Origin of the sequence: Duganella sp. HH101, assembly GCF_001758795.1 — a bacterium.
Taxonomy (GTDB): Bacteria; Pseudomonadota; Gammaproteobacteria; order Burkholderiales; family Burkholderiaceae_D; genus Rugamonas; species Rugamonas rivuli.
Genome location: NZ_LRON01000006.1, coordinates 277239 through 300262 on the forward strand (window position 1 = coordinate 277239; position 23024 = coordinate 300262).

Annotated in this window: 28 protein-coding genes and 2 tRNA genes; 6 read left to right on the forward strand and 24 right to left on the reverse strand. The window is 60.5% G+C overall.

What is annotated here, in order from left to right; translation table 11 throughout:
• The first annotated feature begins 82 nt into the window (after positions 1-82).
• Entirely contained in the window at positions 83-433 is a 351-nt protein-coding gene (locus tag DUGA2_RS12510) for a hypothetical protein (protein ID WP_070269579.1), read from the forward strand.
• Positions 434-586: 153 nt separating this feature from the next.
• Entirely contained in the window at positions 587-1111 is a 525-nt protein-coding gene (locus DUGA2_RS33465) for a hypothetical protein (protein ID WP_141753249.1), read from the forward strand.
• Between the two features lie 3 nt (positions 1112-1114).
• On the opposite strand, the gene DUGA2_RS12515 is transcribed toward DUGA2_RS33465, so the two are convergent.
• From DUGA2_RS12515 to DUGA2_RS12555, 12 genes are all read right to left on the reverse strand, one after another.
• Positions 1115-1351, reverse strand: coding sequence for a hypothetical protein (locus DUGA2_RS12515; protein ID WP_070269580.1), 237 nt, complete (start codon positions 1349-1351; stop codon positions 1115-1117).
• Positions 1352-1368: 17 nt separating this feature from the next.
• Positions 1369-4809, reverse strand: coding sequence for a response regulator (locus tag DUGA2_RS12520; RefSeq protein ID WP_070269581.1), 3441 nt, complete (start codon positions 4807-4809; stop codon positions 1369-1371).
• 83 nt (positions 4810-4892) lie between these two features.
• Complete coding sequence (locus tag DUGA2_RS12525) at positions 4893-5258, reverse strand: hypothetical protein (RefSeq protein ID WP_008447075.1); 366 nt, start codon at positions 5256-5258, stop codon at positions 4893-4895.
• 141 nt (positions 5259-5399) lie between these two features.
• Positions 5400-5537 (reverse strand): hypothetical protein, encoded by a 138-nt coding sequence (locus DUGA2_RS34015; RefSeq protein WP_008447073.1) that lies wholly within the window; start codon positions 5535-5537, stop codon positions 5400-5402.
• 138 nt (positions 5538-5675) lie between these two features.
• A complete protein-coding gene (locus DUGA2_RS34020; RefSeq protein ID WP_168167467.1) occupies positions 5676-5819 on the reverse strand; it encodes a hypothetical protein in 144 nt (47 codons plus the stop codon).
• Between the two features lie 194 nt (positions 5820-6013).
• Complete coding sequence (locus DUGA2_RS33470; RefSeq protein WP_141753250.1) at positions 6014-6733, reverse strand: hypothetical protein; 720 nt, start codon at positions 6731-6733, stop codon at positions 6014-6016.
• Between the two features lie 117 nt (positions 6734-6850).
• Positions 6851-7108, reverse strand: a complete 258-nt coding sequence (locus tag DUGA2_RS12530; protein ID WP_070269582.1) for a biopolymer transporter ExbD — start codon at positions 7106-7108, stop codon at positions 6851-6853.
• Positions 7109-7192: 84 nt separating this feature from the next.
• Positions 7193-7462: a hypothetical protein gene (locus DUGA2_RS12535; protein WP_210402555.1), complete on the reverse strand. Its 270-nt coding sequence runs from the start codon at positions 7460-7462 to the stop codon at positions 7193-7195.
• A gap of 567 nt (positions 7463-8029) precedes the next feature.
• Positions 8030-8308 carry a hypothetical protein gene (locus DUGA2_RS33475; RefSeq protein ID WP_141753251.1) on the reverse strand — a complete coding sequence of 93 codons (279 nt, stop codon included), beginning with the start codon at positions 8306-8308 and terminating at the stop codon, positions 8030-8032.
• Positions 8309-8756: 448 nt separating this feature from the next.
• Positions 8757-9380, reverse strand: coding sequence for a DUF3885 domain-containing protein (locus tag DUGA2_RS12545; protein ID WP_070269585.1), 624 nt, complete (start codon positions 9378-9380; stop codon positions 8757-8759).
• A gap of 135 nt (positions 9381-9515) precedes the next feature.
• Entirely contained in the window at positions 9516-10016 is a 501-nt protein-coding gene (locus DUGA2_RS12550) for a hypothetical protein (RefSeq protein ID WP_070269586.1), read from the reverse strand.
• Between the two features lie 16 nt (positions 10017-10032).
• The gene (locus DUGA2_RS12555) at positions 10033-10761 is read right to left on the reverse strand and encodes an SIMPL domain-containing protein (RefSeq protein WP_070269587.1); all 729 of its coding nucleotides are present in this window, start codon (positions 10759-10761) and stop codon (positions 10033-10035) included.
• Positions 10762-10877: 116 nt separating this feature from the next.
• Here DUGA2_RS12555 and DUGA2_RS34025 point away from each other — a divergent pair, with 116 nt between their 5' ends.
• Positions 10878-11027, forward strand: a complete 150-nt coding sequence (locus tag DUGA2_RS34025; RefSeq protein WP_168167781.1) for a hypothetical protein — start codon at positions 10878-10880, stop codon at positions 11025-11027.
• Position 11028: 1 nt separating this feature from the next.
• Here the strand turns inward: DUGA2_RS34025 and DUGA2_RS12560 are convergent, their stop codons facing one another.
• A complete protein-coding gene (locus DUGA2_RS12560; RefSeq protein WP_070269588.1) occupies positions 11029-11541 on the reverse strand; it encodes a hypothetical protein in 513 nt (170 codons plus the stop codon).
• A gap of 120 nt (positions 11542-11661) precedes the next feature.
• On the opposite strand from DUGA2_RS12560, the gene DUGA2_RS12565 reads away from it, so the two are divergent.
• Positions 11662-12171 (forward strand): UPF0149 family protein, encoded by a 510-nt coding sequence (locus DUGA2_RS12565; protein ID WP_070269589.1) that lies wholly within the window; start codon positions 11662-11664, stop codon positions 12169-12171.
• Here DUGA2_RS12565 and DUGA2_RS12570 read toward each other — a convergent pair.
• From DUGA2_RS12570 to DUGA2_RS12600, 7 genes are all read right to left on the reverse strand, one after another.
• Positions 12168-12446, reverse strand: a complete 279-nt coding sequence (locus DUGA2_RS12570; RefSeq protein ID WP_229214671.1) for a PAAR domain-containing protein — start codon at positions 12444-12446, stop codon at positions 12168-12170. The genes DUGA2_RS12565 and DUGA2_RS12570 overlap by 4 nt on opposite strands.
• Before the next feature lie 59 nt (positions 12447-12505).
• Positions 12506-13693, reverse strand: a complete 1188-nt coding sequence (locus tag DUGA2_RS12575; protein WP_070269591.1) for a DUF6602 domain-containing protein — start codon at positions 13691-13693, stop codon at positions 12506-12508.
• Positions 13694-13924: 231 nt separating this feature from the next.
• A tRNA-Ser gene (locus tag DUGA2_RS12580) sits at positions 13925-14014 on the reverse strand.
• A 31-nt stretch (positions 14015-14045) separates the two neighbouring features.
• Positions 14046-14135, reverse strand: a tRNA-Ser gene (locus tag DUGA2_RS12585).
• A 66-nt stretch (positions 14136-14201) separates the two neighbouring features.
• The gene (gene serS / locus DUGA2_RS12590; protein WP_070269592.1) at positions 14202-15491 is read right to left on the reverse strand and encodes a serine--tRNA ligase; all 1290 of its coding nucleotides are present in this window, start codon (positions 15489-15491) and stop codon (positions 14202-14204) included.
• Between the two features lie 90 nt (positions 15492-15581).
• Complete coding sequence (locus DUGA2_RS12595; RefSeq protein WP_070269593.1) at positions 15582-15779, reverse strand: hypothetical protein; 198 nt, start codon at positions 15777-15779, stop codon at positions 15582-15584.
• A gap of 155 nt (positions 15780-15934) precedes the next feature.
• Positions 15935-17386: a PLP-dependent aminotransferase family protein gene (locus tag DUGA2_RS12600; RefSeq protein ID WP_070269594.1), complete on the reverse strand. Its 1452-nt coding sequence runs from the start codon at positions 17384-17386 to the stop codon at positions 15935-15937.
• Between the two features lie 177 nt (positions 17387-17563).
• Here DUGA2_RS12600 and DUGA2_RS12605 point away from each other — a divergent pair, with 177 nt between their 5' ends.
• The gene (locus tag DUGA2_RS12605; RefSeq protein WP_008447046.1) at positions 17564-17887 is read left to right on the forward strand and encodes a DUF2917 domain-containing protein; all 324 of its coding nucleotides are present in this window, start codon (positions 17564-17566) and stop codon (positions 17885-17887) included.
• Positions 17888-17973: 86 nt separating this feature from the next.
• On the forward strand, positions 17974-18387 hold the full coding sequence (locus DUGA2_RS12610) for a hypothetical protein (protein WP_083296304.1): 414 nt from the start codon (positions 17974-17976) through the stop codon (positions 18385-18387).
• Positions 18388-18399: 12 nt separating this feature from the next.
• On the opposite strand, the gene DUGA2_RS12615 is transcribed toward DUGA2_RS12610, so the two are convergent.
• The 4 genes from DUGA2_RS12615 to lolA form a co-directional block, all read right to left on the reverse strand.
• Positions 18400-19233 carry an alpha/beta fold hydrolase gene (locus DUGA2_RS12615; protein ID WP_070269595.1) on the reverse strand — a complete coding sequence of 278 codons (834 nt, stop codon included), beginning with the start codon at positions 19231-19233 and terminating at the stop codon, positions 18400-18402.
• Between the two features lie 40 nt (positions 19234-19273).
• Entirely contained in the window at positions 19274-20896 is a 1623-nt protein-coding gene (locus DUGA2_RS12620) for a diguanylate cyclase domain-containing protein (RefSeq protein ID WP_070269596.1), read from the reverse strand.
• A gap of 103 nt (positions 20897-20999) precedes the next feature.
• Positions 21000-22304, reverse strand: coding sequence for a replication-associated recombination protein A (locus DUGA2_RS12625; RefSeq protein WP_070269597.1), 1305 nt, complete (start codon positions 22302-22304; stop codon positions 21000-21002).
• Between the two features lie 74 nt (positions 22305-22378).
• Positions 22379-23011: an outer membrane lipoprotein chaperone LolA gene (gene lolA / locus DUGA2_RS12630; RefSeq protein ID WP_070269598.1), complete on the reverse strand. Its 633-nt coding sequence runs from the start codon at positions 23009-23011 to the stop codon at positions 22379-22381.
• Between the last annotated feature and the right edge of the window lie 13 nt (positions 23012-23024).

Sequence of the window (23024 nt, forward strand, 5' to 3'; positions counted from 1 at the left end):
GCTTGCACTTCGATCCTCCGGACGCTGATTATGACGGAGGCCTTGATTTGATAACCATGGAACAACTTTAGACCCATTATCTATGACCACTACATCCAAATTCCGCGCTGCCCTCTTGACCACCGCTGCAGCCTTGTCCCTGTTCTCGTTCAATGCATATGCCGGCTCCGCCGCTGGAAAGGTCGTCGCAGTCAACGCTACTCGCGCCGCGCTGTGGGCGTTTAACGTTGGCACGATCTCGGGCCGTGCGGCCTGCGCCACAAGCAATGAATTCGCCATCGACAATAACAGCGCAGCGGGCAAAGCAATGATCGCGTCGATCCTCGCCGCACAAGCGCAAGGCTTGATCGTCAATGTAGCCGGCACGGGCAATTGCGACGTTTGGGGCGACCGCGAAAGTGCGGCTGGCGTTTCGTTCTCGTTTCCTAACTGATCGCATTTCCTATTTCGTGTAGCGTCGGCTAATTCAGTCGCGCCAATCTTTATCCTTAGAGGAGATGGCGCGATTGTTTTGAGGCCGCCACGTAAAAGAAAATGTCAACGTGAATTCAGTCATTGGTGACTGCGAAATATTAGGAAGCATCTTATGCGAATTTTTGAAATTTTTAATATTAAAGCCCGTCGATCGGCGATCAAGGCGCTTAGCATTTTGCTTGGCATATTGGCGACCGGCTCGGTATATGCCGCGTCGATGACTGTGGTACCAAGTTCTCCTGTCGCGAAACCGAATGCGACCACCACCGTCGATGTGAAATTTGTCGGAAGGGTACTCGTGAAATCTGATTTTTATCAGGTTTGCGCGCCAGTGAAATGCTACATGTTGTATTTCCCAGTCAAGCTTTATGCTGGAAGTCAATTAACTACGCCGTATTTTTCCGGCCCTGTAACATGCGTCACCGTAAGCCAATGGCTGTCAAATGGTATTACGTATGAGGGATGCGAAAACCCGGCTGTTAAAGTGACCATCCCAGCAAAAAGTGCTGCTGGGCAATATGCTTATACAGTCACACATGACGGGGATACGTTCACAAATAGCACTACTGCAAACTTTGTAGTAAGGGTCGGAACGGGCGCATTAACTTCTACCATCGTTCCGCTCTTGCTGAATTAATAGTTATCGTATGTTGTACGTTTTGCTGTGACAAAATTTGGAATCGGGCAATAGATCGTTGCCTGTGTCAAAAAACCAGATGCGGCGAAGTTTCCGCATCTCTTCCATGGCTCGCCGCTGGTTGGCCCGCACCACGCGGGCGTGCGCGCGATGCCCGATCGTCAGCTGCCGCAACTTCAGGATGGCCACCAGCGCCCCCAGGATCGGAATGCCATAGTTAAATAAATTGACCGAGCCCATACAGACCTCCAGAAACGTCAGACGCCGGCGGGGTCCAGCTGACGCACCAGGTGTTCGACATCGTCCTGCACGCCGGGGATGGCGTCCAGCATCAGGGACAGTTGATCCCAGGCCGCTGTGCCGGTGTCGGCTTTCAGCGCGAGTTCGGCCAGTTGCGCCAAGCCTGCCAGGCGGTCGGCGCCCACCGTGCCAGCCAGTCCTTTGAGCGTATGAAGCAATGGCAATGCCGCGCCGGCGTTGTCATCGGTGCGGGCCGCTTGCAGTTGCCCCGACAGCAGCCCCGCCTCCCCTACAAAACTTCGCAAGGCCATCAGGTAGACCGAATGCAGGCCGCCCAGACGCTTCAGCGCGGCGGCGCTGTTGATGCCGGCTTCCGGCAGCGGCACCGCGCCAGTCGCCACGGCGGTCGCGGCTGTGACGCTGGCGGCCGCTGCGGTGACAGCAGCAACACCGGCCATCGGCACTGCACCATCGCGCCGCGCATGCTTCAATATCACCGCGATCAGTTGCGCCAGATCGAAGGGCTTGCCGATGTGGTCGACCATGCCCGCGTCCAGCGCGGCGACGCGGTCGGCGGGCATGGCGTTGGCCGTCATCGCCACGATGGGCGGCGCCTTCACGCCCAGCTTGCGCTGGATCGCCAGCGTGGCTTCGTAGCCGTCCATCTCCGGCATCTGGATATCCATCAGGATCAGGTCCGGCAGCGGCCCGGGACGCGACACGGCGGCGATCGCCATCGCGCCCGAACTGGCGACCTCGACCTCCGCGCCATCATTGCTCAGCAACTCGCTGGCGACCTGCTGGTTGGCGGGATTGTCGTCCACCAGCAACAGATGCAGGCCCGCCAGCCGCCGCATCGACGGCAGCGCGACGGCGGCCAGCGGCGCGCGCTGCTCCATGCGCGCGTCGGCCACGGCGTCGAACAGCATCGAGGCCGTCACCGGCTTGACGACAAAGCCGTCCAGCACTGGTTCCATTTCCAGATGGCGCTGCGCCAGCAGTTCGCGGTCGTGCGCCGTCACCATGACGATCAATGGCAGCTTGCCCGGCGGCGCCAGACGGCGGATATGGCAGCTGGTTTCCCAGCCGTCCAGCGCCGGCATGCGCCAGTCGATGAAGACAACGTCGTAAGCCTCGTTGCGCGCCACGCGTTCGCCGACGGCCACCAGCGCCTCGTGGCCGCCCTCGGCCACATCGACCTTCCAGCCGAACGACAGCGCCATCTCGCGTAGCACCATGCGCGCGGTCGGATTGTCGTCCACCACCAGGCAGCTCAAGCCGCTCAGCGAGGTCTGATCGGACGGCGCGGCCTGCGCTTCCGGCTGCGCCTCCGCCACGCCCAGATCGATGATGAATTCAAACACGCTGCCCTGCCCCAGCACGCTGGTGACGCCCAGCGTGCCCCCCATCAGCCGCACCAGGCGCTGGCTGATCGCCAGGCCCAGGCCGGTGCCGCCGTAGCGGCGCGCGGTCGATGCCTCGGCCTGCGAAAATCCGTCGAAGATGCGCAAGCGCTGTTCTTCCGAAATGCCGATGCCGGAGTCGCGGATGGCGAAGGCCACCGACAGCGCATGCTCGCTGCGCGCCAGCAGCCGCGCCGACAGCACCACCTCGCCCCGTTCGGTGAACTTGATGGCGTTGCCCGCCAGGTTGAGCAGGATCTGCTGCAGCCGCAACGCGTCGCCCACCACCAGCGCCGGCAGTTGGGGGTCGATGTGGAACAGCACCTCGATGTTCTTGGCGCCGACATTGGCCGACAAAATCACCGCCAGGTCGCGCCACAGTTTGTCGAGCCGGAACGGATGCGGATCGAGCGCCAGCTTGCCCGCCTCCACCTTGGAGAAATCGAGGATGTCGTTGAGCAGGCCCAGCAAGGCGCTGGCGGCCGCATGGGCCTTGGCCGCGTAATCCTGCTGGCGCTCGCTCATTTCTGTCTGCTGCAGCAGTTGCAGCATGCCCAGCACCGCGTTCATCGGCGAGCGGATTTCATGGCTCATGTTGGCGACGAAATCGGACTTGGCGCGGCCGGCCTGGTCGGCCGCCTCCTTCGCCAGCAGCAGCGCCTCGTGCGCCTCGCGCGCCTCGGTGTGGTCGGTGCTGCTGCCGACCCAGCCCAGCAGCCTGCCCTCGGCGTCCTTCTGCGGCAAGGCGTGGTTGTCGAAGATGCGCCACACGCCGTCGTAGCGCAGCAAGCGGCAATCGCAGCGGAAGGCGCCGCCGCTGGCCTGCGCGCGCTGCCACTCGGCCAGCAGCGCCGGCCGGTCGTCCGCATGCAACACCGGCGACCAGTCGCCGGCCGCCAGCAGCCGCTCCGCCGGCACGCCGCTGAAGCGCTCCCAATGGTGGCTCATGAAATCGAGGCGCAGTTCGGGCGTGACGGTCCACACCATTTGCGGCAGGCCCTCGGTCAGCGAGCGCCAGCGCGATTCCGACGCCGTCAGCTGCGCCATCGACGCCTGCAGCGCGCGGTCGGTCTCCAACAGCTGCACCACCGACTGGTACTGCTTGCGCATCGCGTACCACACGCCGGCCAGCAGCGCCACGGCAAACGCCAGCAACAGGCCGAGGAAGATCACGGCATTGCGCACCTCCTTGCGCCACGGCGCCAGGAAATCGTCGCTGGCCAGCCCCACCACCACGTAGATCGGATAGCTGCCGATGCGCTCCAGGCTCAGCGTACGCTCGCGGTTGTCGCGCGCGCTGAACACGGTGAAGGTGTCGCCCTTTTGGTGCTCTTCCAGGATGGTCTGGGTTTGCGGCGACACCTTGATGGTGGTGCCGATCGCCATGTCTTCGACAAAGGGATAGCGGTGCAGCACGCGGCGGCGGTCGTCCAGCAGCAGGATGGAACCGTTGGGGCCGACGTTCAGCGACGAAAACAGCGTAGTCAGGCGCGAGCTGTTCATCAGCGCGTAGGCGGTGCCGCCGAAGCTGCCGTCCGGCATGGCCAGCGGATAGACCAGCGGCAGCACCCATTCGCCGCTGATGCGCGACTTGACCGGCAGGCCGACAATCAGGTCGTGCTCGACCTGGGCGCGCGGGAAGAATTCGCGGACGGTCAGGTCTTGCGGATGGGCGGTGTCGATCTGTTCGCCGTAGATCACGCGGCCGGCAGCGTCCGAGCCGCGCACGGCCTGGGCGTTGGGGATGCGCTCGCGCAGCGTGCGCAGGTAGGCGCTGAACCTCTCGTCGTCGAAGCGGCCGGCCTCGTGCATGGTACGGAACTCGACGCCGGCGCGGCGCATGGCCAGGTCGACTTCTTCGAAATGCGAGTGCAGGAAGTTTTCCAGCGAGACCGCCAGATTGTGCGCCGTTTCGGCGGCGTTGGCGTAGTAGCGCTCCTGGCTGACCTGCAGCACATGGGCAACAAACAGCGATACCAACAGCAGCACCGCAGCGACCGCTGCGACGAGAATGCCGAACAGTTTCCGGAACTTCTGCAGGGTGCGCAATCTCATGGCGGCTGGAGGGTCTCTTCTTGTTTTGTTTTATAGCTCTACAATAACGCAAAAAAAACGCTCCGGCGGAGCGTTTTTTTGTATTACAAGCCCTGGCTGGCGATATCCGCCAAGGACTCCTTGCCTTTGTCGCTAATTGCGAACCCGCCTTCGGCGCGCGGCACGATGTGCGACTTCTTGCCCAGGAACAGGGCGACGTCGGCATCGATCGGGCTGGCCGGATCGGCTTCGATGGCGCGCAAGCCCAACACGCAGCGGCGCAGGAACAACAGTTCCTCGCCCTTGTCGGTGAGGGAAATGCGGCCGTTCTTGGCGATGCTGAACAGCTTCAGGCCGGCCAGGCGCTTGGTGTTGCGGCCGACGCAGGCGCTGACGCGCTCGCCCTTGATGCCACGCTTCACTTCATCGAGTGCGTTGTATTCGTCTTGCGTTAATTTCTCGTTCTTCATTGCCATTTTTTCCATAAGAGACTGCTGCGGCCCTCATGGTACGCGCCCGGCGGAGCGACGGCAAGAAAATGCGCCTCTCCCACGCCTCCGGCACGCGACCGGAGGCGGCATGGCCGCTTCAAAACGAGAATAAAGTGTGAATCACAACGCTCGAATCGCCAGCCAAATCAGGCCGATGGTGGCAAACGCCGCTACACAAATCAGGGCTTGGACACGCTTCGCACTAAAGGCGACGCTACGACGGCCGAGGTAGATTTTGTTGTGTAAGGAATTGCCCATGATGCTCTCCGTGAGAGGAAAAACGATGACCTGACTAAATTATAGAAACTCTTTGATGACGCCGGTGTGACGGACAACACAAAGTTTAAAATATGTATCCATCGAGCAACAACAATCACACTTTGTCACTGTTGAAAATCAGGTCTTGATCGGCGGTTGCTTGGGCTGAGGCTCTTCGATCGGCGCCTGGTCGGGCAGCGGCATATTGTCCGGCGGCGGATCTTTTTCCGGCTCGGGCGGGGGCATGTCGGGCTCGGGCGTGATGTGGGCGTGGGTAGTCATGGGGCTGTCCTCCTGAAGTGGGCGGTTCAAGAAGCAGATTAGGGGAAACGGCGGATAAACAAGCAAGCGATGCACGGCCAGCGTGCGGTGGCGCACGCTGGCCGTCGCATGGCGGATGGGGAGTCACTCAGATTTGAGCTGATTTGCCGGCGGCTGACGGCGGCGTCCGCCCCAAAGCGGCCTGACAAAAATAATTAAAAAGTCGCAGTATAACGACCGGAAGCAGCAGTCAAAAAAATCTGGTTAAATCTATTTTTTGATGCTGATGCCCTTACCATTTCGATCAACCTTTCCCATTCGTTCGACAAAAAAATTGTCGTCAACGAACAGTCAACGATTAAGGTCGTGTCTTCAGGGTAGTCACCATTCTCTAGCTTGGCGACTTTCGCATCAATCGCCTTTAGAATAATAGCGCTCATGCCATCGATGTAAGACTGATTGGTGTACGACGTCGCTACTGACTCGATTTCTCGTGCTCCTCGCCTGCCCTTACCAGAACTTAGTCCATCAAGCCCGAAACCGCCACCTTTGGTATTTAACAGCTCGCGCATTAAATGCTCGTTTTCATGCGCTGCTTGTGTAATCTCCAACGTACCATTCGATGGCCACATACCATGTTCCACCATCTTTCCAGTGGTTTCTACTTTTGCGTCAAAAGACTGATTCCCATGGACCCATCGCACCGATATGTATTGACCTGGGCCATAGAAAGTCTGGATATACCGGCAGATTGGTAGAAGTTCTTCTATCAATTTTTTCACTGGGCCCCTACGCTCTCGAAGCACGTAACCATTATCTGGGTGGTTTGCCGTTTCATCAAAAAACGAATATGCCAACCGACAAAATTCTAGCCCGTCCAGTAACCTATCATGAAAAACTTCAAGTCTCGCGTGAACTCCAACTGGGCCTTGCATATCTATAGTTCCTATAGTTTAGGACGGAAGTGGTTGCGTCCGGCCGGTTGCGGTCTTGTCGCTCGAGCCGCTACTGGCCGTCAGCTGCAACAACTCATATAAGAAAGTTGGCAAGGGTCACGTCCCCAGAAGCTTCCCGCCGACAAGAATACGCAAGTGTTCAACATTAAAGCCAGCTCGCTGCGTCCCATAAATAGCTTTGCCAATAGCCTCATAATGAACGGGATCATCCGCTTCGATGGAAATGGTGGCATCTGGATTTTTGGCCCTCAGTTTTTCAAGAACTTCCGCAACTTCATTTGTCGAATTCAGCGTCATCCCATCCAAAAGCACATTGTTGTCGTCGGAAATTCGCAAAACGATTATCTCATTCAAAATCGTTGCTCCATAATTTAAATGTTCCAAGTTTATAGTTTGGTCAGTGAACGTCGGCTCATGGCCGGATTCGGCCAGCGCTCCTTACTCATGGACCCTCTTGGCCTCGCTCTTCTTGCCAAAGTAGAAGCCAATCACGAGCGTTAGCACTGGGGGGATGATTTGCTTACATGCTTCAAATATCTCTTTGACTTGAACACTCTTGTCCGCCGGCGCAAAAAAGTACATCGCCATTCCAAGCATGAAAACTAACGCCAAAGATGTCAGCACAACGGAACCAAAGTAAAGATGGCGAGTAGCCTGCGTTCCACCTTTGAGAAAAGCGATCAAGCCAGCCATGACGAGAACAATCACCAGTTCGCCAGTTCGCCAGTTGCGAACATCATCACATCTCCCATCTCGCCCCCTTAGTAAATTAATTAAAATGAAATTTTGAACTGTCGAAACATCTAGTTAAGTCTTTAGTTGCAATTACTCGGCGAAACGTTCCAGCAGGCTGACCTGACTGCTCAGTGACTGGTGATGGCCGGTACAAGCCGACGAAGGCATCAGCGCTTCACAATAGGACTGTTCCAGTACCCACAACTTGGGCACCTTCCAGCACATCAAAGACAGCTCCTGGCGCCAATGCAGGATAGTCTACATTGGGCTGATAAACCAAGACGGCATCCGCGCATGTGCAACTGCCTGGAGATACCAAGTCCGTTGAACCATTGAGCATTGCTACACCCAAATACTCTCCATTACCTACACGGAGGTGAGGCCGGTACCTACCAGAATGGAGGTCCACAGAAGTTGAGCGCCCACCATCAATCTCGACCTTAAAATTAATTTCGACTCGAACACTTGTGGGGGGGCATTGCGATACTCCATTTTCGAAATGTACGCTCTTGGTCAACATCGTCAGGCTGGATGAAGAACCTAACGTGGTTCATCATTTGGCAGAATTCCTGCAATGGCGAGAGCGAGCTCATCTTCAAGGATTTCAGTTTCATCCGTAAAGCCCGATGCAATGCGCCGCTGGGCCTCGGGCACCACCAAGCCCAATGCGATTTTCTGGCGAATGAAGGTGGCCAACACGTAATTCGTAATTTCGCCGACGGGCGCTGACCAATTGTCGCGGCAACGCTCAATTAAGCTCGAGTTGAAGGCAGGTTCAACCCAGGGGCCAACAATATCTGCAACTGTTCTTTTTTCCATTTAGTTCGACACCAGTCGGCTGCGAGGTCATCCCATTGGTTACTTGTCGCCGCTAGCGGCAAAAGCTAGCCTAAGAACGAAAAGAGTGCAGCCAGCGCTCCCAAAAATCCTCCGCCAGCCATATCTTTCTTTCGCGCCGCTGCAGCGCCTTTTGGGTAGGCCACAGCAGCTTCCGCACGGCACTTATTTACGAATTGACTGAAATACTTTGTGCCTCCGCGCGATTTCGTTCTGCTAATCAGGAATGCTAAATGCTGCCGATATCGCTCCTCAGTATCATCTTCGTGCATGCTCGCCCCTTACATAAAATCCTCATATTTTTTCGTCGTCAGCTTCTGGCCGTACCCGGCCGATGTCAGTCAGCGTAGCATCTTGCTCCCCTGAAAAGTTCACACTTTATCAGTCCACGTGCCGTCGCCCCGAACGGACCTCCACAATGCGTTAGTGATTACGACCGAATGAAAGTCTGACTCATAGCTTCCCGGTCGTAATCAAGTAATAGGTCGTTGTGCTTTTCATATAGTCCGACTAACACCGACGTACTCCGGCTGATGACGTCCATTCCTCGGTCATCATAAGGGTGCGCGACAATTCCTTGGTTCGTATTGATAAGATAAACGCGGCAGTGCGGATTCGGGCGTAACGAGGGCCCAAAATCAGTCGTAACGGCGCACCAAAGCAGGTTCTGCAGTTTAGCCCTAGGAACTTCAAAGGCACAATTTACCCAGTAGCGGCTCTCGTCACCATCTTCTGCGTGTGTTTGATCTTCTGCTTTTATCCAAACATCTCTGGCTTCTGGGATAACGATTCCGGCGACGTGAAGTTCGCGAATCATATTTCGCAACCCGAATTGGGACGCCGGAGCGAAAGCCTGTAAATGGACGAGTATTTTCTCTTCCTTGCCAAAAACATCGTCACAGATGACGGTTGCTTTACGTAATGCGGTCAACACTTGGTCGAGGGGACTGCCGTCTTCTGACAGCTCAAAACGCAGCCCGTTTGCGAAATTGTAAAATAAGGCGAATCGGTATGGTCCCCCAACAATTTCTTCGATCTTTCTTTTGAGGTTCATACTTTCAGTTCATTGTTTAGCGCGACGGTGCTTACCTTGATTCTGGGCGACGTGGTCGCGACAGGCCGCTATTGGCCGCATGCCGTCACCGAAGTTTAAGCAGGCCACCTGGCAGCTACTGAGGTGCTGCCACCGTCAGCGACCGCCGCCGAGGCGGGCCAATACATCGTCCAGCGCCACCAGTTCTGTTGTGCCCCCTATCGAGGTCGGTACCCCGCCTATGCTGCGCAAGCGCTTGGGGTCGATGAACAGCTTGCCATCCCGCTCGGTCGCAAACGACCAGGAAACGGCGCCGCCCTCCTGGCTGACGACGATCGCCTGTTCGGTCACAGGGAAACTCGGCCCCCATTCGCCGATGCGGGACTTGAATTGCCATATCTCACGGCCAGCATCGCCGCGATAGACGTGATCGGGCTTGACCTCCATGATCTGGCACCCTCCGCCGTTATAGATGCAGACGGTGCGCAAGCCGTTCGCCTGAACCGGCGCCACGACAGGACAAGGCGGCGGACAATTTTCGGTCCCCGACGGCTGCAGGATGACCCGCTGCACATGGCCGACCAGCAGCACATCCTGGGCCGACGCCAGCGAGCACAGTCCCAACAGGGCCACCATCACGAGTTTGACGATCGACATGCGCTGCCCTTTCGGTTTATTTGATACGGTAGATCACATCCACGGTCTGCGACCATTGCAGCGACTGGATCGTCAGGAAATCCTTCTCGCCCGCCTTGGCGTTGCTGCCGCGACGGCTGTTGTACATATCGGTCGGCAGCAGGCCGACGGCGTTGGTCAGGTTGCGCAGCTGGCCGTTGGTGATGGCGGTGACGGCGCCCACTTTCTTGCCCAGGCCGGTCGCCAGATTCTCGGCGCGGCGCTGCGCATCCTTGATCGCAGTGGCGGTCAGTTCGGCCTCGACCTTGAGGCGGTCGCTCTTGCCGAAGCTGGTGCTCATGTGGTCGATATTCGGCTTGCCCAGCAGGCCCAGCATGACTGCGCGCCATTTGGTCAGGTCGCGCACCACGATGTGCACCGCGCTGCGGATCTCGTAGTCGGGCGCTGCGTTCGGATCGGGATTGGCCGGCTTGCGCATCTCCTTGCGCATGTCGGCGAAGGAAGCTTCGGCTTCGGTGTCCTTGCCGGGGTCGCCACCCTGCTCGGCCAGCAGCGCCTGGATTTCCGCCACCCGCGCCTGCACCACGGCCACGGCGGCGTTGGTGTCGGCGTCGAAGGCGGTGATGTCGAAATCGATTTCGCCCATGTCGGGCATCAGCCGTAGAAAGCCTTCACCGGCGACGTGGATGAACGGGTATTCGGGCAGGTCGGCCGCGTGGGCGGCAAACGGCAGCAAAGCCAGGGCAAAAGCGAGCTTCTTCAACATCGGACATCCTCAAAAGGGAAAGACTGGAGTATCCAACACTTTTTACTATTTAACAACTTGCAAAAAGCGGCCCCATCCCCATTTGCCACTCCAACAACAATCACTGGGGGATAAACATGCTGGCTCCAATGCGTCCGAGGTCGGTGCACGACAACCGGCCCGTCGCCATGCAGGTGGTCAAGCAGGAAAAATCGGGCGCCGTCGACAAGCATGTGCTGATCGTCGAGACGCCCAAGCTCAAGGCCGAGCCGCCGAAAACGAAATAAACTATTTACCCTTGTTGATCTCGCCGATCAACACGAAGGCTTCGTGGTGGATGGCCTGTTCGGCAGCCTTGAACTCCTGGTTGGCCTTGACGAAGGCCGGCTGCTTCAACTCCGCCTTTTCCTTGGCGGTCGGGACCGGGTCGGCAGGATACAGGCGCGGCGGGCCGTTGTAGGTCTGGGTCAGCACTTTCTGGCCGTAGCTGGACTGGTAGTAGCGGGTCATCTCGACCGCCGTAGCGGTGCTGAGCAGGCGTGCCACCGGCAGCGCCAGGCGGGTGTAGACGGTTTCATTAGGCAGCTTGTCGAGCCTGGCCATCATCAGCTCGCGCTGGGCCGGGCTGGGATATTTGCTCATGCCGGCCGTGGTGCGCACCATTTTCTCGGCCTGCATCGCCACCAGCAGATCGTGCGCGGCCTTGACCTGGGCGGTGTCGGGTACTGGGGTGGGGGCGGCTTGGGCCCACAGCGCGGTCATCATCAAGCCGGCTGCGGCCAGCGTTTTCATCATTCTCATGTCTGCTCCTTGAATATAGGTATTGGTTGGTGCTGAAGCGCATCATATTGCTAAAGTCGCAAACCTGCCCACATGATTGATGCGTAGAATGTCGGCTCACACAGCAACGAGGGCAAGACCATGCAGCACACACCACTGAACGACGACGAATACGATGCGCTCGATGCGCTGCAGGACGTATCCTGGCTGGAGGGCTTCCTGACGGCCGTCGTCATTGGCCCGGGCGCGCCGGCGCCGGAAAGCTGGCTGCCTGCGGCGCTGAAAAACCCGGCCGCCGAACCGCTGGCGCTGCGCCACTACCACTACATGCAAACCTGGATGAGCAAGGATCCGGGCAGCTTCGAGCCTATCTATGAATGCGGCGGCAGCTGGGGCGCGGAGCAATGGTGCGACGGCTTCATGGCCGGCGTGCAGGCCCATGCGTCCGCCTGGGCGCCGCTGCAGGCCAGCCATCCGGAATGGCTGGCGCCGTTCCAGCAGCAAGGAGAAGATTGGGAGGTCGCCGTCACGCCGTCCGTCATCCAGATCAACGCCTACTGGCATCCGCCGAAAGGTCCGAAAGTCGGCCGCAACGATCCCTGCCCTTGCGGCAGCGGCAAGAAGTACAAGAAGTGCTGCGCCGACGCCTAGCCTATCGTATCGGTCTGCTGTGAAGCGACCAGCGTGGCGCCGCAGGAGGTCTTCATGCCCTCCACGGCGGTGCTGATGCCCATGATGGTGTGCGTGACCGCGCCTTCGACGATGGTGTGCGTACCGGGGCATTTTGGGCAAGACACCTTATGACCAACACCCGCGGCCGGCTTGCCCATGACGATCACGTCCTGGTGGCCTTCCAGCACCGTGCCGTTGTGTGAGGTCTTGTCCCCCAGCCTGATGATCGCCTTGCCGCCCATATCGCCTCGCATGAATTCAGTGGCGCGATCATAGCATTGCCTTTTTCGCCACGTCGCACGGCAGAGATGGACTAGAATTCAGGCCGGACGTCCAGCGTCTCCAATGCCAGCCAATCCAGGCCTAGCTGGGCAACAGCCGCCTGAACACAGGCTTCGAAGGTATCCGCCACCACCTCGGGCCGTTCGGCAAGGGAGCAGTCCTCGCCATAAAAGGCCCTGAATTTATTCTTCATTGCAGGCGGAACCTTGTCGCCCCAGGTGATCTTGTTTATTTTGTAAACATAGACTTCGTAGTGCTGGAGCAAAGTCGCGTTCCAGCTCTCCCCGTCCCATCGCCGGACACTCATCAAATGGCGCTTGAGTTCGCTATCAAGCACGGACCAATCCAGATCGGCGATGGCTTGCAGCCTTTGGCCAAAAGTCAGCTCCTGGAAAACCGGCGAATAATTTTGTCGCTTCGCCGCCATGATCAGCTCATCGGCAGCCGACTTTTCGTCGAGACTGTTGGCGACGGCGGCCATCAATCCAAACAGAACGCTGGCATCCGACTCATCGCCCACCTGCTCGAACGGGGCATAGCGGCCTGAATATGTAATCTCCTGGATCATCCGCGTCTCCGCGATATGGCCGTCGTTGTTCACCATGGCGTCAGAGATGCCGGCGTGGATCTGATCGACTATCCGGGTGTGGCTGGGTGAAAAATATATGCCGCGACCAAGGATGGCGATGACGTCGATATCGCATTTTTGGCTATCGCACACTATCGTCTCCTGCAGGTCTTCGAAGAACTCGTCCTCGCAAGCGTAGGCAAACAAGATGTTGAGCGGGTATCGGGTGTCATTGTGCAGCCCGAATCTCTTGCATTCGCCGGCGATGGTGTTGGCTTTTTTATATTCCGCCTCGTTCAAAGTGGATTTGACTTCCATTTGAACTTTCAAATCGTTCCACGCAGCCAGGGTCACGCCGCCGTCCGCATCGAGCGGCAAGCGCATGCCGAGGTGGTCGTCCAGTATCACCAGGTCAAGCTCGCGGTCGAAGTCGTGTATGCCCTGATGAACCGGTATCACATTCGTCCGCGCCGCATACTTCCCAGGCAGCCACTCCCTGAAGAAACCGCAGATGGCGTCTTCCCTCAGCTCGCCCATCTTGCCCGGCAGCTTGTGCGCATTGGTGCGGTGAAAGGCCGCCCTCAACTGCATGCCGACGCCGGCCAGATAAAGATTTACCCTGTTTTCCCGCTTCAAGATGGCATCGCTCATTATCCGTCCCTTGGTATCCCTGGCTGAGTGAAAGACGAAAAAAAAGCCTCCTTCCGGAAGCTTTTTTTCTCTAATGCTATTCGTGGCGGAGAGGGTGGGATTCGCCTACATCCGGCAGGCCGCCCTCGCGCTAGTACGCGCGAGTCTTCGAATCCCACACGCGAGCTACGCTCGCTCCTTTCCGCAGCAGAAATAAAAAAGCTCCCTTCCGGGAGCTTTTCTATTTAATAATGGCGGAGAGGGTGGGATTCGAACCCACGGTAGGGTCGCCCCTACGCTTGATTTCGAGTCAAGTACATTCGACCACTCTGCCACCTCTCCTGGTGGTACATTTTCTTACAGCAGCGTTTTGTGGCGGAGAGGGTGGGATTCGAACCCACGGTAGGGTCGCCCCTACGCTTGATTTCGAGTCAAGTACATTCGACCACTCTGCCACCTCTCCGTTTTCCCACCTGCTGCTGCGAGAAGGCAAGATTATAGCAGGCCTCCGCGAAAAGGGAAGGAGTATTTACGCCTTCAGGTGAGTTAATCCACCCATGTACGGACGCAGCACCGGCGGGATCTCCACCGAGCCGTCCGCCTGCTGGTAATTTTCCAGCACGGCGACCAGCGTGCGCCCCACCGCCAGGCCCGAGCCGTTCAGCGTGTGCAGCAGTTCCGGCTTGCCCTGGGCGTTGCGGAAACGCGCCTGCATGCGGCGGGCCTGGAAGGCTTCGCAGTTCGACAGCGACGAGATTTCACGATAAGTGTTCTGCGCCGGCAGCCAGACTTCCAGGTCGTAGGTCTTGGTGGCGCCGAAGCCCATGTCGCCGGTGCACAGCGACATCACGCGGTACGGCAGGCCCAGGCGCTGCAAGATGGTTTCCGCATGGCCGACCATTTCGTCCAGCACGGCGTACGAGGTGTCCGGATGCACCACCTGCACCATCTCGACCTTGTCGAACTGGTGCTGGCGTATCATGCCGCGGGTGTCGCGGCCGTAGCTGCCCGCTTCCGAGCGGAAGCATGGGGTGTGCGCGGTCATCTTCAGCGGCAGCGCGTCGGCCGCCACGATCTCGTCGCGCACGATGTTGGTCAGCGTGACTTCCGAGGTCGGGATCAGGTAGAAGTTCTCGCCCTCGCCTTCCGCGCCGCCTTTTTTCACCGAGAACAGGTCGGCTTCAAACTTCGGCAGCTGGCCGGTGCCGCGCAGCGAATCGGCGTTGACCATGTAAGGGGTGTAGCACTCGGTGTAGCCGTGCTCGTCGGTGTGGGTGTTCAGCATGAACTGCGCCAGTGCGCGGTGCAGACGGGCGATGCCGCCTTTCATGACCGAGAAGCGCGAGCCGGTCAGCTTGGTCGCCACATCGAAATCCAGGCCCAGCGGGGAGCCGACATCGACGTGATCTTTGACTTCGAAGTCGAAGCTGCGCGGGGTGCCGACTTTGCGCACTTCGACGTTGCCGCTTTCGTCCGTGCCCACGGGGACCGATTCGTGCGGCAGATTCGGGATCGCCTGGACGAAGTCGCCCAGCTTGGCCTGCAAGGCGGCCAGTGCCGTTTCATTGGCCTTGAGCTCGTCGCCCAGACCGGCCACTTCCGCCATCAGGGCGGTGGTGTCTTCGCCCTTGCCCTTCATCATGCCGATCAGCTTGGACTGCGAGTTGCGCTTGCCCTGCAGCTCTTCGGTGCGCATCTGGATCGCTTTGCGTTCCGTCTCGAGGGCGTTGAACGCCTCCACGTCGAGCTGGAACTTGCGGGTCGCCAGGCGCGCTGCGACGTTGGCTATGTCTTTACGGAGAAGTTGGATATCAATCATGGGAACAAGTGCCGTTGTATCGAAAACGTCAATTGTACCAAGAGGATGCCACTTCCCTGCGAGTTTTGAGCAGCCCGCCGGCTGCGCCGATTACAGCGCGGCTTTTTCGGCGGCGGTCAGGCGCTTGGCGGTCACGGTGACGACTTGCATCTTGGCGGTCGACACGGCGACTTTGGCGGCTGGGGCGACCGGTGCGATGGCGGTGTCGGCGGCGGTGGCGAAGGTCGTGGCGGCGGCCAGTACGGTAGCGGCGACGAAGATGATTTCCATGTTTTTAGCGATGTTCATGATGCACTCCTTCAGGTGGTTGGTTACGCGTTCTTTGGTAACGCTGCTTGGTATGGTTGTACTGTACCTAAAGGCCCTACGCGTCGCCATCGGGATGCGACGAAGCGTCCGAAACGGCGGCTGGAATGCAAAAAAACGGGTGGGAAACGATGGAATCAGGCGGCGCTGCGCAGCACGGCCGGCTGGTCGGCATGGCGGTGCACCAGCTGGCCCAGCGTGGCGATGGCGGCCTGGGTGCGCGGCCCCCAGGGGTTGCCGCAGTTCAGGCGCAGGTAGTTGCGGAACTTGCCCGTGGCGGAGAACAGCTGCCCCGGCATCAGAGCCACGCCGGCGGCCACGGCGTCGCCGTGCAGGGCCAGCGCATCGACCTGCTCCGGCATGCCGACCCAGACCACGAAGCCGCCCTGCGGCTCCGACACCGTGCACTGGTGGGGAAAAGCCTCGCAGATCGCATCCGACATGCGGGCGATGCGCTGCGACAGCGCGCGCCGCATCTTGCGCAGCTGGTTCTCGTAGGCGCTGCCGGTCAGGAAGTCGGCCAGCACGGCCTGGAAGAAGTGGCTGGTGGCGCCGCTGGAGATCATCTTCTGCACCACGATGTCCTGCGCATAGCGCCCCGCCACCACGTAGCCGACCCGCGAACCGGGACTGATGGCCTTGGAAAACGACGAGCACAGCATCACGTGGCCGCTGCTGTCGTAGGCCTTGACCGGCCACGGCCGCTGCGGCGTGAAGCACAGGTCGCCGTAGACATCGTCCTCGATCAGCGGGATATCGTGCTGCGACAACAGCTTGGCCAGCCGCTGCTTGTTCGCCTCCGGCATGACGCAGCCCAGCGGATTGTTGGCGTTCGGGATCAGCAGCACGGCCTGCACCAGGCCGGCGTTCATGGCCAGCTCCAACGCGTCGATCGAAGGCCCGGTCTTCGGATGGGTGGGTATCTCCAGCGCCTTCATGCCCAGCGACTCGATCAGTTGCAGCAGCACGAAATAGGTCGCCGATTCGATGGCGATGGTGTCGCCGGCCTTGGCCACGGCGCGCAGGCACAGGCTCAGCGCCTCGGTGCACGAGCCGGTGACGACGATCTCGTTCAACTCCAGATGCCCCCAGTCCAGAGCGCGGCGGGCGATCTGGCGGGCGAATTCCGGATAGTTGGTGTCATAGCAGCTGACCGTGCTCAGCAAGCCCGGATCGCGCCGGGCCACGGCGGCCACGGTTTTTTGCATGCGCTTCATCGGCAGCAGTTCCTGCAGCGGCCAGGCCGAGCCCATCTGCACCAGGCCCGGATCCTCGTTGGCCTTCAGCACCCGCATCAGCAGGTTGTTGATGCCGACATAGGCCGGCTCCTGCAGGTGCTCGGTGTGCGTCATCACCGCCGACATGCGCGCGCGGTGGCGCACGTAGTAGCCGGCCTGCGGCTTGGCGTCGACCAGGCCGCGGTCCTCCATCAGCCGCAACGCCTGCATCACGGTGCTGACCGACAGCCGCTTCTGCTGCGCCAGATGGCGGATCGACGGCAGGCGGTCGCCGGGCGCGAACACGCGGCTGGCGATCAGCCCGCCCAGTTCGTTGGCCAGGTGCTCGTACAGGTTCAGTTGATTGGACATAGTGCGATTGTGCCCCGCCCCCGCTGCGCCGCGACAGGTACAGCGGGTGAAAATTTCGACCATAACAGTTTAGCCAATACCCCACTGTCACGGTGACAATTTCGATTTGTTGCATCTGTTACGGTCGGCCGCCGCTGCGTATTCTGGCTGCATGACTCATCACAGCAGGAGGCAGCAATGAAACCGGAATTACTGGCGTTGACACAGGACCAGGCGGAATACCGCCTCACGGCCAACCATCCGCTGCGCATCGCCGGCGCGGCGGGGCGCCAGATCGAATGCCTGTCCGGCACCGCCTGGATCACCGCCTACGGCGAGTACACCGACTTCATGCTGCGCCAGGGGCAGCGCTTCGAAGTGCCGAACGACGGCCTGATGCTGATCGACGCGGCCGGCGCCGGCACCGTGCGCGTGCGCCTGCCGGCCGATACCGAAGTGCCGCACGGCTGGGCCGCCTTCCAGCGCAAATTCGCCTCGGCGTTGCAGGGGTGGCGGCTGTAGGATTTCTCCTACGCAACTAATCGTGCGCCACACACTGCTCGGAATATGTACGATGCGTCAACAGTACAGACAACGAGGAGAGACATTTGAAAACCGCATTCCTGAAAATCGGCGCCGCTGGCGCCTTCATGCTGATGGCAGCCGGCTGCTCGACCATGGGAGGCCCGGCCAAGGATGAAGCGCCGCCGCCGGCCAACCCGGCCTTCGCCACCGAGATGGCGAAGTTCAACGCCCAGTTCCCGAACGACAAGGCCACCAAGTACGAGGACGTGTCGATCAACTTCAACAACGCCAACAAGCTCGATGAGCGCGGCAACTGCCACGACAAGTCCAAGTATCCGGTGGTGATCGTGCTGACGCTGGACGCCAGCGGCAAGGTCATCCGCACCACCACCGACGTGGAAAACAGCAAGGCCGAGTGCTTCCGCCAGGCCTACGCCTCGGTGCAACTGCCGGCGCCGCCGTTCGCGCCCTACCTGAAGCCGATCAAGCTGCGCTGACCGGGTGCGCGATCAGGCCGCCGCGTCCTGCTCGGCGGCCTCGTCGTTATCGGCCGGCTTCACCAGCCAGTCCAGCACCACCTCATTGAAGCGCTCGGGCTGGCGCAGCATCGGCCAGTGGTCGGTGTCGAAGGCCACCACCTTGCAGCCCTCTTTTGCCGCCAGCTTGTCGGCCCAGCTGTCGGAATGGAACATGAAGGGCTTGCGCACGCCGTAGATGAACAGCACCGGCACCTTGGGTGCGAACGGCGTCATCGTGCGGTAGGAACCGGCCTCGCCGGCCGCCATGATGTAGTAAGGGAAGTTCATCTTGACGCTGATGAATTCCGGCGGCGACGGCACTTTCAACATGCGCGCCATCGAGCGCGTCATCATATTGCCGATCGGCCCGCCGATCGCCCAGGCCAGCGCCAGCGTGCCCTGGTAGCCGCTGACCATCAGCTTCTGCGACAGGCTGCGCGAGTTCCGCACCGCCTTCGATTGCGCATCGCCGATGTCGACGCCGATGATGGCCGACACCGCCTGCTTGTTGCGCATATAGTATTCGTAGCCGAACATGCAGCCCCAGTCGTGCAGCATCAGGATCACCTTCTGCTTCTGGTTCACGCTGTTGACGATGTAGGAAATGATGCGGATGGTCGCATCGAGCGAGTAGGCGCGGCGCGGCTTGGTGATGTCGAAGCCCGGCAGCGTGAAGCGCACGCAACGGTAACGATGCTTGAGTTCCTCCACCTGGGCATCCCACACGCGGTAGGTGTCGGGCCAGCCGTGGATCATGACGATGGTCTCCGTGCCTTCCCCTTCGCTATAGACTTCGATGCCGTCGACCTTTGTTACCTGCTGCATTGTGTTCCTCTAAGCCGTCTCGCCAAACCTTTATCTTACCTCATCCCCGCGCCCGCAGCACGCGCTCGGCGCCGACATGGTTGACGGCGAAACCGTTGCGCCCGGCGGCCTTGACGCCGTACAGCGCCTGGTCGGCGGCGCGCATGATCTCGTCGACCGTGACGGCCGGGCTGGTCGTCAGCGCGATGCCTATGCTGGCCGTCACCACCCGCTGCGCGCCGCCGCCCAGGAAGGGCTCGCGCATGGCGTCGACGATTTTCCGCCCCAGCACATCGATCTCGGTGTTCGACGCCAGCTGCTCGAACACGATCACGAATTCATCGCCCGCCAGCCGCGCCACCGTGTCCGTGGTGCGCACCGCGCCGACCAGGCGGCGCGCAAACTCGACCAGCACCTGGTCGCCGGCCGCATGGCCCAGCGTGTCGTTGATGTCCTTGAAGTGGTCGATGTCGAGGATGGCCAGTCCCACCTGCTGGCCCGAGCGCGCGGCGCGCGCCAGCGCCTTCGGCAGGAAATCGTCGAACATGCGGCGGTTGTGCAGGCCGGTCAGCACGTCGGTGGTGGCCAGGCGGTGCAGCTCCTGCTCGGCCCGCTCCCGCCGCTGGGACAAGGCATAGAACGCCCGGCTCAGGTGGCCGAACTCGTCGGCCCGGTCGATGTCGAACACGGCGATATCGGCGCGGCCGGCGCTGATGTCCTCCACATGGCGGTGCAGCCGGCCCAGCGGCTGCAGCAGCTTCTTGGTGATCGCCCAGCCGAACAGTCCGGCCAGCCCGGTCAGGATGGCCGAGCCGACGAACGCCCGCAAGCGCACGCTGTGCATGGGCGCGAACGCGCTCAGCACCGGATAGGACAGTGCGATGGTCCAGTCCACCTCACGCAGGTGTTTATGCACCAGCAGCACCGGCTCGCCATTATCGAGGATGCCGTCCTCCCAGCCCTCGGGGCTGCGCAGCGCGGCTTCGACGATGGTGCCCGGGCCGTCGTCGCCCTTCTCCAGGATCAGGCTGCGGTTGGGGTGGTGGATGGTGGTGCCGTTGTCGGTGACGATGAACAGATAGCCGGCGACGCTGGAGCGCAGCGCGTCGAGCTGCGCCGAAAACGACGGCCGCTGCAAATCGATGGCGCCCAGCAGCACGCCGATGATCTTGCCGTCGCCATCTTGCAGCGGCTGCGTCAGCACCACCACCGGCCGGCCCGACAGCACGCTGCGGAACGGCGCCGAGATCACGCCCTCCTTCAGCCGCATGGTGTCCTGAAAATATTTGCGGTCGGCGATGTTGATGCGCTTGGCGTTGCGGTCGCGCAAGCTCGCCACCAGCGTGCCGGAGGCGTCGAAGGCCGACACGTTGAAGAATTCTTCGCGCAGCGTCTGGTGCGCCTCGACCAGTTCCTGGACCTCGCCAAGCGTCACCTCGCGCCCGCGCATCTGCTCCGTGAGCAGGCGCAGCAGCTGACGTTTATCCTGGATGTCGCTGTCGATGAAAGCGGCCGCGCTGGTCAGCAGCGACAACTCCTGGCGGGCGATCACCTGGCGCAGTTCGGACTCGGCGATCAGCAGGGCGATGCCGCCGGCGCCTATGCCCGCCACCAATACCAGCGCGATCACGAGGGACGTGATTTTAAACTTGAAGCTTAACAGCATCCCGAAAAAAGGCCCCATACGAACTCCCGGAAAAGCTATCCCGTCCGATGTGTTAGCCCTATATTACGCCGATTTACGATGATGCCCACCCCATTGCCATGACACAACAGTATCGGAGGCTTCAGCTCTTGCCGGCGTCTTCGTCGAGCTTGCGCAGGAAGGCCAGCTTGTCGATGACCTTGCTCTCCAGGCCGCGCGGCACGGGCCGGTACCAGCCGGGTTCGCGCATATCGTCGGGGAGGTAGGTTTCCCCGGCCGCGTAGGCGTGCGGCTCGTCGTGGGCGTAGCGGTATTCGTGGCCGTAGCCCAGTTCCTTCATCAGCCTGGTCGGCGCGTTGCGCAGGTGGACCGGCACTTCGCGCGACTTGTCCTTCTTGACGAAGGCCATCGCCTCGTTGAAGGCGTTGTAGCCCGCATTGCTCTTGGCGGCGATGGCCAGGTAGATCACCGCCTGCCCCAGCGCCAGATCGCCCTCCGGCGAACCGAGGCGCTCGAAGGTGGCGGCGGCGTCGTTGGCCAGCTGGATCGCGCGCGGATCGGCCAGGCCGATGTCTTCCCACGCCATGCGCACGATGCGGCGCGACAGGTATTTGGCGTCGGCGCCGCCGTCGAGCATGCGGCACAGCCAGTAAAGCGCCGCGTCCGGATTCGAGCCGCGCACGGATTTGTGCAGGGCCGAGATCTGGTCGTAGAAATTGTCGCCGCCCTTGTCGAAGCGGCGCGCGTTCAAGGTCAGCGCGTTCTGGATGAACTCGGGTGTGATCTGGTTGGTCTTGGCGGCGTTGGCGGCCGTGCTGGTCTGCTCCAGCAGATTCAGCAGGCGACGGCCGTCGCCGTCGGCGTAGCCGATCAGCGTGTCGATGGCGGCGTCGTCGAACACCAGGTGCGTCAACACCTTGGCGCGGGCCTTGTCGACCAGCTGGCGCAGCTCGGCCTCGTCAAAGGACTTCAGCACATAGACCTGCGACCGCGACAGCAAGGCCGAGTTGACTTCGAACGAGGGATTCTCGGTGGTGGCGCCGATCAGCGTCACCAGGCCGGACTCGGCGTACGGCAGCAAGGCGTCCTGCTGCGATTTGTTGAAGCGGTGGATCTCGTCGACGAACAGGATGGTGTGCTTGCCCATGTCCAGGTTGTGCTGGGCCTGCTCCATCGCGGCGCGGATATCCTTCACGCCCGAGAACACGGCCGACAGCGCGATGAACTCGCACTCGTAGGCGTTGGCGGTCAGCCGCGCCAGCGTGGTCTTGCCCACGCCCGGCGGCCCCCACAGTATCATCGAATGCGGCTGGCCGGATTCGAACGCCAGCCGCAGCGGCTTGCCCGGCCCCAGCAGATGGCGCTGGCCGATGACGTCGTCCAGCGTCTTGGGCCGCAAGGCTTCGGCCAGCGGCTGGCGCGGTTCGGTGGAAAATAAATCAGCCACGATAGGTCAACCCGTAAAAATGGAAAAACGCCGCAGCGTCGCAGCTGCGGCGTTGGCGCCCTGGTCGGCGAGTTTTAATTATTGAATACGTCGGCGCCCTTCGGCATGACGAATTTAAAACTCGTCGCAGTCAGCGCAGGATTTTTTTCGATCTTGCGGAACGACAGCACCGAGGTCTGGCCGAACGAATCCTTCAGCTCCATCGCTTCCGGCAAGCCGTTGCGCAGGCCGATGGTGATTTGCTCGAAGCTGGTGTCCTTGGCTTTCGGCACGGCCTTCATCCATTCCAGGCCTTCCCGGGTGCCGGCTTCCGTCAGCGTGAAATTCTTTTCCAGATCGTTGCTGCCGAACAGGATGGCGGCCGGCGACGAACCCAGCGCGTCGCCCAGCTTCTTCACCGTGACCTGGTTCAAGTCCTTGTCGAAGATGAACAGCTGGTCGCCATCGGCCTGCAGCACCTGGTCGTAAGGCTTCACATAGGTCCAGATGAACTTGCCCGGACGGGCGAACACGAAGGTGCCGGTGGCGGTGTTGGATGCCTTGGGCGCCTCGCCGTTGGTGTTCTTGACCTGCTTCTGGGTGAACTCGCCCTTGGCCGACTTGGTCGATGCCACGAAGGATTTGAACTGCTCCAGCGCGCTCGCCTGCGCAAACGCCACCGCCAGCAGGCCGGCGCCCAGCACTACGATATTCTTAAAACGCATCATACGGTTTATCCTC

Bases quoted from the DNA above. Each gene is read 5' to 3' on its own strand.
- DUGA2_RS12510 (WP_070269579.1), top strand. From the start codon at position 83: ATGACCACTACATCCAAATTCCGCGCTGCCCTCTTGACCACCGCTGCA.
- DUGA2_RS33465 (WP_141753249.1), top strand. From the start codon at position 587: ATGCGAATTTTTGAAATTTTTAATATTAAAGCCCGTCGATCGGCGATC.
- DUGA2_RS12515 (WP_070269580.1), bottom strand. From the start codon at position 1,351: ATGGGCTCGGTCAATTTATTTAACTATGGCATTCCGATCCTGGGGGCG.
- DUGA2_RS12520 (WP_070269581.1), bottom strand. From the start codon at position 4,809: ATGAGATTGCGCACCCTGCAGAAGTTCCGGAAACTGTTCGGCATTCTC.
- DUGA2_RS12525 (WP_008447075.1), bottom strand. From the start codon at position 5,258: ATGAAGAACGAGAAATTAACGCAAGACGAATACAACGCACTCGATGAA.
- DUGA2_RS34015 (WP_008447073.1), bottom strand. From the start codon at position 5,537: ATGGGCAATTCCTTACACAACAAAATCTACCTCGGCCGTCGTAGCGTC.
- DUGA2_RS34020 (WP_168167467.1), bottom strand. From the start codon at position 5,819: ATGACTACCCACGCCCACATCACGCCCGAGCCCGACATGCCCCCGCCC.
- DUGA2_RS33470 (WP_141753250.1), bottom strand. From the start codon at position 6,733: ATGCAAGGCCCAGTTGGAGTTCACGCGAGACTTGAAGTTTTTCATGAT.
- DUGA2_RS33475 (WP_141753251.1), bottom strand. From the start codon at position 8,308: ATGGAAAAAAGAACAGTTGCAGATATTGTTGGCCCCTGGGTTGAACCT.
- DUGA2_RS12545 (WP_070269585.1), bottom strand. From the start codon at position 9,380: ATGAACCTCAAAAGAAAGATCGAAGAAATTGTTGGGGGACCATACCGA.
- DUGA2_RS12550 (WP_070269586.1), bottom strand. From the start codon at position 10,016: ATGTCGATCGTCAAACTCGTGATGGTGGCCCTGTTGGGACTGTGCTCG.
- DUGA2_RS12555 (WP_070269587.1), bottom strand. From the start codon at position 10,761: ATGTTGAAGAAGCTCGCTTTTGCCCTGGCTTTGCTGCCGTTTGCCGCC.
- DUGA2_RS34025 (WP_168167781.1), top strand. From the start codon at position 10,878: ATGCTGGCTCCAATGCGTCCGAGGTCGGTGCACGACAACCGGCCCGTC.
- DUGA2_RS12560 (WP_070269588.1), bottom strand. From the start codon at position 11,541: ATGAGAATGATGAAAACGCTGGCCGCAGCCGGCTTGATGATGACCGCG.
- DUGA2_RS12565 (WP_070269589.1), top strand. From the start codon at position 11,662: ATGCAGCACACACCACTGAACGACGACGAATACGATGCGCTCGATGCG.
- DUGA2_RS12570 (WP_229214671.1), bottom strand. From the start codon at position 12,446: ATGCGAGGCGATATGGGCGGCAAGGCGATCATCAGGCTGGGGGACAAG.
- DUGA2_RS12575 (WP_070269591.1), bottom strand. From the start codon at position 13,693: ATGAGCGATGCCATCTTGAAGCGGGAAAACAGGGTAAATCTTTATCTG.
- serS (WP_070269592.1), bottom strand. From the start codon at position 15,491: ATGATTGATATCCAACTTCTCCGTAAAGACATAGCCAACGTCGCAGCG.
- DUGA2_RS12595 (WP_070269593.1), bottom strand. From the start codon at position 15,779: ATGAACATCGCTAAAAACATGGAAATCATCTTCGTCGCCGCTACCGTA.
- DUGA2_RS12600 (WP_070269594.1), bottom strand. From the start codon at position 17,386: ATGTCCAATCAACTGAACCTGTACGAGCACCTGGCCAACGAACTGGGC.
- DUGA2_RS12605 (WP_008447046.1), top strand. From the start codon at position 17,564: ATGAAACCGGAATTACTGGCGTTGACACAGGACCAGGCGGAATACCGC.
- DUGA2_RS12615 (WP_070269595.1), bottom strand. From the start codon at position 19,233: ATGCAGCAGGTAACAAAGGTCGACGGCATCGAAGTCTATAGCGAAGGG.
- DUGA2_RS12620 (WP_070269596.1), bottom strand. From the start codon at position 20,896: ATGGGGCCTTTTTTCGGGATGCTGTTAAGCTTCAAGTTTAAAATCACG.
- lolA (WP_070269598.1), bottom strand. From the start codon at position 23,011: ATGATGCGTTTTAAGAATATCGTAGTGCTGGGCGCCGGCCTGCTGGCG.